This window comes from Auritidibacter sp. NML100628 (assembly GCF_003185985.1).
GTDB lineage: Bacteria > Actinomycetota > Actinomycetes > Actinomycetales > Micrococcaceae > Auritidibacter > Auritidibacter ignavus.
Genome location: NZ_QHLP01000001.1, coordinates 1 through 13,242, shown reverse-complemented (window position 1 = coordinate 13,242; position 13,242 = coordinate 1). Strand labels below are relative to the sequence as shown.

General features: G+C 61.2%; 9 protein-coding genes. 8 read left to right on the top strand and 1 reads right to left on the bottom strand.

The annotated features are described in order from the left end of the window. Positions 1-18 precede the first annotated feature (18 nt). Positions 19-405, top strand: a complete 387-nt coding sequence (gene gcvH / locus DCC24_RS00045) for a glycine cleavage system protein GcvH (RefSeq protein WP_110097878.1) — start codon at positions 19-21, stop codon at positions 403-405. Here gcvH and DCC24_RS00040 read toward each other — a convergent pair. Next, positions 402-1,739 (bottom strand): TIGR01777 family oxidoreductase, encoded by a 1,338-nt coding sequence (locus tag DCC24_RS00040; RefSeq protein WP_158524553.1) that lies wholly within the window; start codon positions 1,737-1,739, stop codon positions 402-404. The two genes, gcvH and DCC24_RS00040, sit on opposite strands and share 4 nt — an antisense overlap. Before the next feature lie 343 nt (positions 1,740-2,082). Here DCC24_RS00040 and guaB point away from each other — a divergent pair, with 343 nt between their 5' ends. From guaB to DCC24_RS00005, 7 genes are all read left to right on the top strand, one after another. Beyond that, on the top strand, positions 2,083-3,627 hold the full coding sequence (guaB, locus tag DCC24_RS00035) for an IMP dehydrogenase (RefSeq protein WP_110097876.1): 1,545 nt from the start codon (positions 2,083-2,085) through the stop codon (positions 3,625-3,627). A 15-nt stretch (positions 3,628-3,642) separates the two neighbouring features. Then, positions 3,643-4,770, top strand: coding sequence for a GuaB3 family IMP dehydrogenase-related protein (locus DCC24_RS00030; RefSeq protein ID WP_110097875.1), 1,128 nt, complete (start codon positions 3,643-3,645; stop codon positions 4,768-4,770). A 49-nt stretch (positions 4,771-4,819) separates the two neighbouring features. Continuing rightward, positions 4,820-5,800: an SURF1 family protein gene (locus tag DCC24_RS00025; protein ID WP_110097874.1), complete on the top strand. Its 981-nt coding sequence runs from the start codon at positions 4,820-4,822 to the stop codon at positions 5,798-5,800. Between the two features lie 31 nt (positions 5,801-5,831). Next, positions 5,832-6,374 (top strand): DUF3817 domain-containing protein, encoded by a 543-nt coding sequence (locus DCC24_RS00020; protein WP_183145610.1) that lies wholly within the window; start codon positions 5,832-5,834, stop codon positions 6,372-6,374. Between the two features lie 17 nt (positions 6,375-6,391). Next, a complete protein-coding gene (locus DCC24_RS00015; protein ID WP_199446141.1) occupies positions 6,392-7,081 on the top strand; it encodes a DedA family protein in 690 nt (229 codons plus the stop codon). A gap of 4 nt (positions 7,082-7,085) precedes the next feature. Beyond that, positions 7,086-8,696, top strand: coding sequence for a glutamine-hydrolyzing GMP synthase (gene guaA, locus DCC24_RS00010; protein ID WP_110097873.1), 1,611 nt, complete (start codon positions 7,086-7,088; stop codon positions 8,694-8,696). A gap of 117 nt (positions 8,697-8,813) precedes the next feature. Further along, positions 8,814-12,734 (top strand): DUF4011 domain-containing protein, encoded by a 3,921-nt coding sequence (locus DCC24_RS00005; RefSeq protein WP_110097872.1) that lies wholly within the window; start codon positions 8,814-8,816, stop codon positions 12,732-12,734. The last annotated feature ends 508 nt before the right edge of the window (positions 12,735-13,242 follow it).

Below are 13,242 nucleotides of genomic sequence, written 5' to 3'. Positions count from 1 at the left end.
AAGTAAAGGACACCTGCGATGCCCGCAATCCTGTCAACCCTGAAATATTCCGCCGAACACGAGTGGATCGATGAGTCCAGCCCGGTGAAAGTCGGTGTCACCGAGTTCGCGACCGAACAGCTCGGCGACATTGTGTTCGTGGACCTGCCACAGGTTGGTGATGAGGTCACCGCCGGTGAGGTCTGCGGTGAGCTCGAGTCCACCAAATCGGTGTCTGATCTGTACTCTCCAGTGAGCGGGACCGTGGCTGCCATCAATGAGGAGGTCGTGGACGACCCCGAGTTGGTGAATCAGGACCCCTACGGTAAGGGTTGGCTGTTCAGCGTGGAGGTCACCGAAAATGGTCCTCTGTTGGATGCTCAGGCCTACGCCGAGGAATTCGACGTCGAGGTGACGGAGGGCTAACGCCCAAAAATCTGTCGAATCGCCTCATCGATGGTCTCGGCGCGGAACCGGTAGCCAGAAGCTAACGCCTTCTCGGCACTCAACCGCGCCGAGGCCATTGCTAATTCACGGTTGCCTTGTCGCCCCAACACCAGCGCCGGCGCCCACCCGGGGGTGGGTAGGCGTGTGGGCCGGGTGATCACCTCGCCGAGGACCTCGGCGAATTCGCGTTGCTGGACAGGCGCCGGGGCGACTGCATTGAGGGGGCCAGTGATGCTATCGTGCGTCACCGCCCAAACATACAGCTGGATCAGATCATCGAGCCCGATCCAGGGCATCCACATGGTTCCCGGACCCAACGGGCCTCCCGCGCCGGCAAAATACAGGGGCAATTGCGTGGCCAGTAAACCGCCACGAGCTGAGAGTACGAGGCCGGTGCGCATCGCCACGGTGCGGATCCCCAGATCTTCGGCCTCACGGGCAATGCCTTCAACCTGACGGCACACAGCCGCTAAGAAATCGTCACCGCTGGGATGATCTTCGGTAATCGGCTCAGCCACCAGAGACAGCGGGGAGGCGTCGTGACCATAGAACCCCGAGGCCGAAGCCGTAATAAAACTGGCTGGAGCACGAGTGGTACGTTTCATGGCCGCGACCAGCGTGGAGTTGGTCTGCACCCGGGAGGCAAAGATCGCGTTGCGATGCTTTTCGGTCATCACGCCCACGATCGATGCACCGGCGAGATTAATGACCGCATCCGCGTCCTCGAGCACCTCCGAGTCCAGCTGGTGCCGAGCAGGATCCCAACTGAACCGGTCCGCATCGAGCCGACGCGATTCACCACGACGGCGCTGTAACCGAATGACCCGGTGACCAGCGGCGGTCAGCAGGGCCACCAACTGGGTACCCACCAGACCCGAGGCGCCGGCGATCACGATAGTCAACGGCCTGCTCAACGCGAGATCGGTGTGGAAATTCAGGTCGCCGGCCACGACCCGGGAACGGTGGCGGAAAACGCGTTCCAGCTGCTCTTCAAATTCCTCGCGCAGTCGCAGCACCTCCCGGAGATCACCGGGAAACTCGTAGGTGATTTCATCGCAGACCAGAGTCTCCTCGGTGCCACTGGGCACAAACCGGTGGATGTGTTCCCAGGATGCTAAGGGTCCGGACACCATCTCGTCCGTGAAGGATACTCCCGGCTCTAACGTGGTGTGTTCCGCCACCCAGCTGGTACCCACCGGCGTGAGATGCTGCAGCCCCGGCACCATTGAGACCACCGCATCGACCCACGGTGCCCCGTGCACCAGGTGAGTTCGCGAGCCAGGTTGCAGGCCGTTGGTGGGAGGCTCTACCACCGTGGTCAACCACTGTGGAGTCAACCGAGTCAGAGCCCCCGGGCTGGAATACCAGTCCCAAACCCGTTTGGGCGCATGATTCAGCAGTGAACTGTGAAAAAATTTCAATGGTGCCGTCACGAGAAACCCCTTTTCATCTAGTTCACACCCTACCTGCGGACCCCTTCGGTGAGTAGCCATTGCCAGCGGCTCCATATCAGGCCCCAATACCCCGTGCCGAGGTCGGTCATCGTCGGTCACCGACCGTGACGCCGTAACCCCAGAGGAATAGACTGAGAACCAACCTGTGTTCTGATCGAATACTTGGTGCTGTTCCTGCATCATCTCGTGAAAGGCGACCATCGTGAACAACAACACCTCTGGACCGTCACAACAGCCAGTCACCGAAGCCGCCGACCCCTTCGGGTTTGTGGGGCTGACCTACGATGATGTGTTGCTGTTACCGAATGCCACTGAAGTCATTCCCGCTGACGCCGATGTCGCCACCCGGCTCACCAAACGGATCAACATCAACGTCCCGATCATCTCAGCGGCCATGGACACCGTCACCGAGTCCCGTCTGGCGATCGCCATGGCCCGCATGGGTGGGATGGGAGTGATTCACCGCAATCTGTCCATCGCAGACCAAGCCTCGGAAGTCGATAAGGTCAAGCGCAATGAGTCCGGAATGATTACCGACCCGGTCACGATTTCTCCGCAAGCCACTCTGAGCCAGTGGGACGAACTCTGTGGCCGCTACCGGGTTTCCGGCTTGCCGGTTGTCGAAGAAGACAACACGTTAGTCGGGATCATCACCAACCGTGACACTCGGTTTGTGCCCCGAGGACAGTTCGACACCATCACGGTGTCCGAGGCCATGACGAAGATGCCACTGGTGACCGCCCACGTCGGCATTACTCGTGAAGAAACCATCCGGTTGTTGTCTGAAAACCGGATCGAAAAGCTCCCGCTGGTCGATGATCGCAACCACCTCCAGGGGCTGATCACGGTCAAGGACTTCGACAAGGCCGAGGAATACCCGCTGGCCTCCAAAGACCACGAAGGGCGCCTGCTGGTCGGGGCTGCGGTCGGGTTTTTCGGCGACGGCTGGGACCGTGCTATGACCTTGGTAGACGCCGGAGTCGACGCACTCGTGGTCGATACCGCCAACGGTCACACCCACGGCGTGCTGGACATGGTTTCCCGACTGAAGAAGGAACCTGCCGCGGGGCATATTGATGTTATCGGCGGACAGGCCGCCACCTACGCCGGCGCGAAAGCTCTGGTTGATGCCGGAGCCGATGCGGTCAAGGTCGGGGTGGGCCCCGGCTCTATTTGCACCACCCGTGTGGTGGCCGGTGTCGGCGTGCCCCAGGTGACTGCCATCTACGAATCCGCCAAAGCGACCATCCCTGCCGGCGTGCCGTTGATCGCCGATGGCGGTCTGCAATACTCCGGTGACATCGGCAAGGCGCTGGTCGCCGGCGCCGATTCGGTGATGCTGGGGTCGTTGTTGGCTGGCACCGCAGAATCTCCTGGCGACCTGGTGTTTTACCAGGGCAAACAGTTTAAGGCCTACCGCGGCATGGGATCGCTGGGTGCGATGCAAACCCGTGATGGTCACCGTTCCTACTCCAAGGACCGCTACTTCCAGGCCGATGTGCCCAGTGAAGAGAAGCTGATCCCCGAAGGCATTGAGGGACAGGTGCCCTACCGCGGTCCGGTCAGTGCCGTGTTGCACCAGTTGGTGGGCGGTCTGCGCCAGACCATGTTCTATACTGGCGCCGCCGACATTCCTGCCTTGAAGCGCGACGGCCGCTTCGTGCGGATCACCCCTGCTGGGCTCAAAGAGTCCCACCCCCACGACATTATGATGACCGTGGAAGCCCCCAACTACCACAACCGCTAAATCTGGAGCCAACTAGTGAGTCACGAGATTGAGATCGGTCTCGGCAAACGAGGCCGAGCATCCTACCCGCTGGACGCGGTCAATATTGTTCCGGCCCGCCGGACCCGCGACCCCGAAGATGTGTCGCTGGACTGGCAGATCGATGCCTTCAAGTTCTCCATGCCAGTCATCGGAGCCCCGATGGACTCGGTCATGTCTCCGGCCACTGCGATCGAGCTGGGCAAGCTCGGAGGCATGGGCGTGCTCAACCTCGAAGGTCTCTGGACCCGCTATGAGAGCCCGGAACCGATTCTGGAAGAGATCGCCCACCTGCAAGTTGCAGCGTTCTCCCCAGAGAACACCGCACGCCTCCAGCAGCTCTACGCGGCCCCGATCCAGCCCGACCTGATCACCGCCCGGCTGGCCGAGATTCGCGACGCCGGAGTCGTGGTCGCCGGGGCGCTCACGCCTCAGCGCACCCAAGAGTTCTACCGCACCGTGCTGGACGCCGGGGTGGACATGTTCGTCATTCGTGGTACCACCGTTTCGGCACAGCATGTCTCCGAAACCTCCGAGCCCCTGGATCTGAAACAGTTCATTTACGAGCTGGACGTTCCGGTGATCGTCGGTGGTGCCGCCGGGTACACGCCCGCTCTTCACCTGATGCGCACCGGTGCTGCCGGGGTGCTGGTCGGATTCGGTGGTGGCGCGTCCTCCACCACCCGTCGTGCCTTAGGCATCCGGGTGCCGATGGCCACCGCCATTGCCGATATTGCTGAGGCCCGTCGCGACTACATGGATGAATCTGGTGGACGCTACGTGCACGTGATTGCCGATGGCGGTCTCGGAAACTCGGGAGACATCGTGAAATCTCTGGGTATGGGCGCGGACGCGGTGATGCTCGGCGCCGCCCTGGCCCGAGCCGAAGAAGCTCCTGGAGCGGGATGGCACTGGGGCCTGGAAGCCGCCCATCCGGTCTTCCCCCGTGGCGATCGCACCCATGTGGGCACCGTCGCCCCGTTGCGTGAAGTATTATTGGGACCTACCGATCACACCAACGGCACCGCCAACCTGATGGGCGCACTCCGGCGTGCCATGGCTTCGACCGGATATACCGAACTGAAAGAATTCCAGAAAGTCGAAGTTCAGATCGCCCAGGTCTAACCCCTTCCCATCTGCTGTAGCTACCTACCCCCTGATAAAGCGAGGTCTGATGCTCCGTACCGCGCTGAAGCCTCGGTGGCTGGGTTTCCTGGCGGTCGCGATCCTAGTTTCGGCGGTGTTCATGGCCCTGTCGGTCTGGCAAGCCCGCCAAGCAGTCTCCAACCCTGCCCCGCCACCGGAACAAACCGAAAACCCGGTGGAGATGACCGAATTCTTCGAACCATTTACCGCTATGGTTTCCACTCAGGCTGACCAGATGGTGTACTTCACCGGCACTGTTGAGCCCGAGCACACCGTCCAAGTTGCTCACCGCGTGCACGACGGCCAGACCGGATATTGGATCGTCTCGCGTGCCACGGTGACCGGCACCGATCGTAACGTGAGTATTCCGGTGGTGTGGGGCTGGCGCGAAGAACCGCTGGATTTTGAGGCCACCGAGCAGAACCCCACGGACCTCAGCGTTGCAGAACGCCTGTTTACTGAGGCCAGTGGCATCGAACCGAGCCAGACCGTGACCATGACCGGAAGACTCCTTCCTGCCGATGGGCCGGATACCGGCTCTGATCTGTCCACCACCCCGGTAACCGTCTCGACCCTGGCTACCGCCGAGCTGACCAATATCTGGGATGAGCCGCTCTATGCCGGCTATGTTGTCGTCGAAGAATTCGAGGACACCGAAGGGACGGTGCACACCGTTCAGGCCCCCGGCTCGTCCAGCACATCTGATGGCCTGAAAGCCGTCCGTGTCTCCGCCCCGGAGCAGGAAACCGACGTGGTGTGGCTCAACGTCTTCTACGCGATCGAGTGGGTGATTTTTGCGGCTTTCGCGCTGTATCTGTGGTGGCGATTCGTGCGCGATGACTACCTGAAAGACCAACGCGAGGCAGAACTCGACCGGCTGTGGGAACAGCATTGGCGACGCAAAGAACTCGAAAAACGACGCGAACAAGCCCGCGCCGAAAAAGCCGCGGCGGTGGTAGCCTATCGAAATTACTATGGGCATGACCCTGAACCACCCGCCGACCAGTGAGCTCGACCCAACGAAGGCACCGTGACAGATCGTGACTGATAGACAACCTCCCATCGACCCCAACACCCTGCCCGACCCCGACCAGATCACCGAAGAGGATCTGCCGGCTGCGCCACCCCGCCCTGAGTCGGTGGGCAAACGCCGTTTTGGCGGCACCCACAAACAGATTCGTGGAGCCCTGACCTTTTACCGGATCTGCGCTTATCTCACCGGTATTTTGCTCCTGGCGCTGGTGGTCGAGATGATCCTGAAATACGGTTTCGACCTCGAGCTTTTCGCCGGTGGCACCACCTTCGATGGTGCCGATAACACGCTGGGACTACACCCCCCGGACTCCGTGCTGGGCGGAGTAAACCTGTCATTGCTAGTACTCATCGTCCACGGATGGATGTACGTGGTCTATTTGGTGGGTTGTTTCCGACTGTGGGCTCTGATGCGCTGGTCCGGCTGGACGCTGTTGGCGATGGCCGGCGGCGGCGTGGTGCCATTTTTGAGTTTCTACACCGAGCATAAAATAGCTCAACGGACCCACCAAGAACTTGCCGAACACCCCGAAGGAGTGCGCCGGTACTAACGATCGGAGACACCATCATGCTCCAGGAGTTGATGGCCACCCAGGCCAACTCCGCCGACTCTGCTTTTGGCCTGATCGGCGATTGGGCCGTGGCGGTTATGAACGCCTTAGGCCCCACCGGTGTCGGGCTGTTGGTGCTGATCGAAAACCTCTTCCCGCCGATTCCCTCGGAAGTGATCCTGCCCCTGGCCGGATTTAGCGCCGCCTCCGACCAGGCGCAGTTCACCTGGGCCTCCGCGGTGCTGTTCGCGACCGTTGGATCAGTGCTGGGCGCATACTGTCTCTACGGGCTGGGTGCCTGGCTGGGGCACCAGCGCACCATGAATCTGTTGACGAAATTGCCGCTCGTGGAGCGCAGGGAGATCGACGCCACCATAAACTGGTTCAACAAACACGGTTATTGCACCGTGTTCCTCGGTCGTATGGTGCCGATCTTCCGCTCGCTGATCTCGCTACCGGCGGGAGTTGAGCGCATGAACTGGTGGAAGTTTGGGCTCTTGACCCTGACCGGATCAGCGATCTGGAACACCATCTTTGTCTACGGTGGATTTCTGCTCGGGGAGAACTGGTACCTGCTGGAACAGGCCGCCGGTTGGTTCCAATACCTGGTGATCGGGTTGCTCCTGCTGGCATTGATCGCCTACGTGGTCTACAAGATCCGGTCCCGAAAAACGGCGCAGCGCCCCGGTGCGGCTCAGTTAGACTGAGAATGTGACTGATCCATCCCGCGCAGATAACCCAGACATTGCCGCTGATTTCCCCACCGTGTTGGTGGTGGACTTTGGAGCTCAATACGCCCAGTTGATTGCCCGGCGTGTCCGTGAGGCTCATGTCTACTCCGAAGTGGTCGCGCACTCCACCCCGGTCCAAGAAATTGTGGCGCGCAAACCCGCCGCGCTCATCCTCTCGGGCGGACCTTCCTCGGCCTACGAAGACGGCGCTCCCGGAATTGACCCGGACCTGCTGGAAGCCGGCATCCCGGTGCTAGGTCTCTGCTATGGATTCCAGGCCATTACCCAGGCGTTGGGTGGTACGGTGGCGCGGACCGAACGGCGCGAATACGGTTCCACACCGCTGACCAGCCTAGCGACAGACTCGGTACTGCTGGCGGATCAGCCCGCCGACCAGACGGTGTGGATGTCGCACTCCGACGCGGTGTCGCAAGCCCCCGAAGGGTTTACCGTCATTGCCTCGACTCCGCATGCCAGTGTGGCCGCTTTCGAGAACACCGAAAAGAAGATTTTCGGCGTCCAGTGGCATCCCGAGGTGAAACACACTCCCTTCGGTCAGGACACCATCACGAACTTCCTCTACCACGGTGCCGGATTGCGTCCGGAATGGACCACCAGCAGTGTTATTGACGAGCAGGTACAACTGATCAAGGATCAGGTCGGTGACGCTCGAGCCATCTGTGGCCTTTCCGGCGGGGTGGACTCCGCGGTGGCCGCCGCGTTAGTGCAACGCGCCATTGGTGACCGGCTCACCTGCGTCTATGTCAACCACGGACTGATGCGCCACGACGAATCAGTCGAAATCGAACGTGCTTTTGGAACCGCTTCCGGGGGAGCCCGTCTGGTGATGTTGGACGCCGAAGGAGACTTCCTGCAGGCGTTATCCGGTGTGAGTGACCCCGAAGCCAAGCGCAAGATCATCGGCGAAAAATTCATCCGCACCTTCGAACGGGCACAAGCTGAGATTGTGGCAGAAACCGCTGATCAGGATCTGCCCCCAGTGGAGTTCCTGGTCCAGGGAACCGTGTACCCCGACATCGTCGAATCCGGTGGGGGAGACGGGACCGCCGTGATCAAGTCCCACCACAACGTGGGCGGGTTGCCGGACGATATTGAATTTGAACTCGTCGAGCCACTGCGAGCCCTGTTCAAAGACGAGGTCCGCGCCGTGGGAACTGAACTGGGCCTACCTGATGAGATTGTCTGGCGTCAGCCCTTCCCCGGCCCCGGCCTGGGTATCCGTATTATCGGCGAAGTCACCAAAGAACGTCTCGACACCCTGCGGGCCGCCGACGCAATTGTGCGCGCCGAGCTGACCGCAGCCGGATTGGATCGGGAGATCTGGCAGTGCCCGGTCGTGCTGTTGGCTGATGTTCGCTCCGTGGGTGTGCAGGGTGATGCCAGAACTTATGGTCACCCGATCGTACTACGCCCGGTGGTTTCCGATGATGCGATGACCGCTGACTGGGCGAAGGTGCCCTACGACGTGCTCTCCAAGATCTCCAATCGCATTACCAATGAGGTCGATGAGATCAACCGGGTTGTGTTGGATGTGACCTCCAAGCCCCCGGGAACCATCGAATGGGAGTAATAAAGCGATCCCCGTGAGAAAATCTGGGACCATCTCGGTGGTTCACCGCCCGATCTCGCCCAATGTGCGGTTGGATAGTTTCAGCGAGGACTATCGATCAGGAAGGACGAGGCTGCTGTGAACGAAACGGATCCCACTCGTCGTGATGACGACACAGAGCTCGGTGGCGCCGAAAACCAGGAACTGGACAGCACCGATCTCGACTTCATTGCCGATGATTCCGCACCGAGCACAGCCGGTTTCGACGATCCCGAGATCAGCTTCGGCCAATGGCTACACCAGATCACGACCGGGCAAGAGTCTGACACCATGTTGCGGTTTGCCCCGACCACGGCAAACTCCCTGGAAATCACCCACTCCCACCCCTCGGGGCTGACACAGTTTCTGACCAAACGTCGCACCCGCCTCTCCACGCTGATGCGGGATCAACCCGGACAAAACTCGGCTCGAGCTACCGCCACCGCCATGATCTCCAAGATCGACGAACTCGCTGAAGATCGTGGGATCAACGTCGGCTTCGTCGCCGCCGGCATTGCGACCTGGCGGATCAGCGATGGCGGGGCATCTCACCAGATGTCAGCGCCTGTGTTACTGGCTCCTGTGCGCTTGAGCCAGCGCAATGGACGCGAAGACTTTGACGTCCAGCTTACCGGACAAGCTATCCTCAACCCGGCCCTGGCCCGGTACTTCCACTCGGTCTACGGTGTAGAACTTGACCCAGAGCAGTTCCGTCGTGCCGCCTACGCCACCAATAAGCTCGAGCCTCTGCCCGCACTGGAGCTGATGCGCGAGTATAGCTCTGAGGTTCGAGGTCTGGTGGTCGAACACCGTATTCTGCTCTCGACTTTCGCTGATCTCACCGACGAATCGGTTTCGGCGATCACCGGATTTGATCACCCCGTGCTCCGCGACCTCTACCGTGCGCAAGCCGGCACCGAATTCGCGACCGAACTCGTCGAACCCGAAGAATCGAGTCTGGAGGCGGTGGACCTCACCCCGTTGGACCAGCGCGACCCCGCCGATGAGCCACTCGTCTTCGACCTCGACCCCTCACAACAAACCGCCGTGGACCTGATCCGCTCCGGACATTCCGTGGTGGTAACCGCTCCTCCGGGAACCGGCGAAACCCAGACCGCGCTGGCCGCTGCAGCAGCCTTGGCCGCTGATGGTCGCCGGGTGTTGATGGTGGCTGAACGCACCACGACACTCAACGAGCTCTACCGTCGTGCCGACGCGGTGGGACTAGCCAGCATGCTCTTCCACGTCAGTGCAACCCATACTTCCGCTCAGTTGCGTGAAGAAATGATCCAGGCGTTACTACGTGTCGAAGCTGCCAAAGAGCCGGCCACCCAGCGGGTGAACCACACCCTGGTGCAACGTCGTGATCAGCTGGTTGCTCATGCCGAGAGCCTGCACCGGGTGCGCGAGCGGTGGAATTGCTCGCCTTACCAGGCCATGCGCGCCCTGGCTGAGCTCACCGCCTTGGATCCGCCACCACGCACTTCGGTGCGCTTGAAGCGTTCGGTGCTGGATTCCACCGTCGCACGGGACGATATTGCCGAAAAGCTCACCTCGGCGGCCAGACTGGGTGCCTTCTCACGGGCCGCCACCGAATCCCCGTGGTACGGTGCGCGGTTACGCAACGTGCAAGAAGCCGAAGCTGCCTACCAGCTGGCCGAAGACATTAACGACCACCTCCCGCGAGTTCGAGAGCTGATGGTCCAGGCCACTGAGGATGCCCACCTGCGGACCGGGACGAACATCAATGAGTGGAACGACCAAGTTTCCCTGTTGCAAAGTGTGCGCGGCTCCCTGGACCACTTCACCCCCGATATTTTCGATCGGCCGGTGACCGATCTGATTGCTGCCACAGGGTCAGGATCCTGGCGACGCGATCACGAGATCGAGATGTCGGCGATGACGCGGTCGAAACTTCGTCGTGTGGCTAAAGAGTACGTGCGGCCCGGCGTGTCGGTACCCGATTTACACGACGCTCTGGAGAAAGTCCAAGAACAACTCACCGCGTGGAATCAGTACTCCACCTCCAAACGCCATCCTAAAATCCCCACCGGACTAGACACCCTCGAACGGGAGCTGTCGGTGCTGACCGACAATATTTCCCAGCTCCAAGAGCGGTTGGCCACACCAGCGGTGCGAGCCGAGGAGCTGGCGCGTCTGTCGATCAACGATCTCTCCGATGTCGTCCAACGTCTGGTCGACGACGCTGAAACGTTGCAGACACTGCCCGAACGGACCCTGGTCGTCGATCAGCTGACTGAACACGGGCTCGGTGAGCTACTTCGCGACTTCTCCGAACGGGAAGTCACCGCAGACAACGTGGTCGCTGAACTCGAGATGGCCTGGTGGCAGTCCGTGCTGGAAGCGATGCTGTCCTCCGACGAGACCCTGACTGTGATGGACGGCGACGAGCTGAACACACTAGAAGCCGAGTACCGTCTTGCCGATGGGACGCATCTGGACTTGGGCGCCTCCTCGTTGAACTGGACGCTGGCCCAGCGCTGGAACGAGGTCTGCGACACTCACGAGACTGCCGCTTCGACGCTACGGACCATGCTCAAAGAGGGCGAGACCACACTCGAGAACCTCGCTGACATTGATCCCGAGCTCCTGCAGCCCTTGATCCCGGTATGGATGTCCTCGCCGATGGCTCTGGCGCAAGCCCCGCAGAAACTGCACTTCGATGCCGTGTTGATCCTGGATGCTGGTTCCTTGGCTTTGCCCACGGGTCTGGGCGCGATGGCCCGGGCTCAACAGGTGGTTGCCTTCGGAGACCCGGTCTCCGAACGGCCCCAGCCGTTCCACGTCTGCGTGGAACCCACCACCGGTAGCGAACCAGCCGTGACCGAATCGGTATGCGTGGCCCTGCGCCGAGTGTTGCCGACCACCGCACTGTCGACCATGCACCGTGGTGTCTCCCAGGCGCTGGTCCGATTACTCGGGACCCAACTCTATGACGGACAACTGGACAAAATGGCCACCGCCGCGGAAATCACCGGGGCCTATACCTCCCGAGGGGCCGAGGTCGAATACCTCACCGCGCCCGGTACCCCGGGCTACGGCGACGATGGAGTGGAGTCCACCACTGCTGAAGTCAATCGTGTGGTCGATTTGGTCTTTGAACAGTTCCAGACGTTCCCCCATCGCTCGGTGGCGGTGTTGACCACCACGCCGTTGCACGCCCGCAGGGTGGCCGAAGCAATACGCGTGAACCTCGCTGATCACCGCTGGGCCACCAGCTTCTTCAATGCCGAGACTGCCCCCCACGGCGAACCCTTCGTGGTCGCACCACTGGAGCGGGCGGGGTCAATGGTGCGCGACACCGTGATCTTCTCCCTGGGTTATGGACGCACCTCCCACGGCACCGTGGTACACCACTTTGGGCCACTGTCCGAACAACACGGCGTGGAGTACTACGCGAGACTGGCAACCCGTGCCCGCGAGTCGTTTCGGGTGCTCAGCTGCATTCACCCCCAAGAGGTCGACCCCGCTCGTTTATCCGCTGGGGCCGGCTACTTCTGGGAGATGATAGAACTCATTTCTGCCCCACGGACAGACACCGAGGCTGTGGCTGGCGGCGTCACGAAATCGACCACCGACCCCCTGGTGCAACCGATCGCTGAGGAACTCCTCGCCCGGGGCGCCCGGGTGATCACCGATGGTGCTTCACATGCGGAGTTGCTGATCTGGAACCCGGATCCAGAAATCTACCGGCCTACTCCCGGTGGGGAGGACTACACGGTCCCCCTGGCGGTCACCACCGACGGTAGTAGCCACTATCAGCACCTTTCGGTACGTGAGCGATCGCGACTTCGCCCGCTGGCTGCTCAGCGAGCGGGCTGGCGGCCAGTATCGGTGTGGAGTATCGATTCTTTTGCCGAACCGCAAAAAACTGTGGACCGACTGGGTGATCTTATCGGTCTGCAACCGGGCACGATGGACCAGCAGAAACAACGCACCCGGCGCAGTAGCCGCTCCCACCGCAAAGAGCCCGACACCAACGATGTGACGGAACAGTGACCCGTGATGACTCCGCACGAGCCATCTCAGCACCGCCCGCAACCGCGTCGGCGTGGACACCGTCGGGTGGATGTGGGGCCGACAGGCCAACCTAACCCCGACGGTGATCAGCACCCCACGGCGGAGGTAACACGCCGCGCAGATCAGGCGCGCCCGGTGCCCACTCCGCGCGTTAAAAAATCCACCGGCCACGCTCAGTTGTCTGAACGCGACCGGTGGATGCTGGAGCAACGTCCCCCACACTGGGGATGAGGGGTTAGCTCACGATGCTGTCGTTTGAGTAGTCGTCGCCGGGCTCATCAAGCTGGTCGGCATTGTAGTTGTCTCACTCGGAATCGTCGAAACCTGGCATCGATGGAGCATGCTCAGTACCGTCGACGGGGGGTGTCCCTATGGTGTTTGTCAAGCCGCGGTCGGGGTGCGGGGTTCGTATAGGGTGCCTGTTTTCATCATCGCGTACATGACGTTTAGTCGACGCCGGGCTAGGCACATGATCGCTGCGTTATGG

Bases quoted from the DNA above. Each gene is read 5' to 3' on its own strand.
- gcvH (WP_110097878.1), top strand. From the start codon at position 19: ATGCCCGCAATCCTGTCAACCCTGAAATATTCCGCCGAACACGAGTGG.
- DCC24_RS00025 (WP_110097874.1), top strand. From the start codon at position 4,820: ATGCTCCGTACCGCGCTGAAGCCTCGGTGGCTGGGTTTCCTGGCGGTC.
- DCC24_RS00015 (WP_199446141.1), top strand. From the start codon at position 6,392: ATGCTCCAGGAGTTGATGGCCACCCAGGCCAACTCCGCCGACTCTGCT.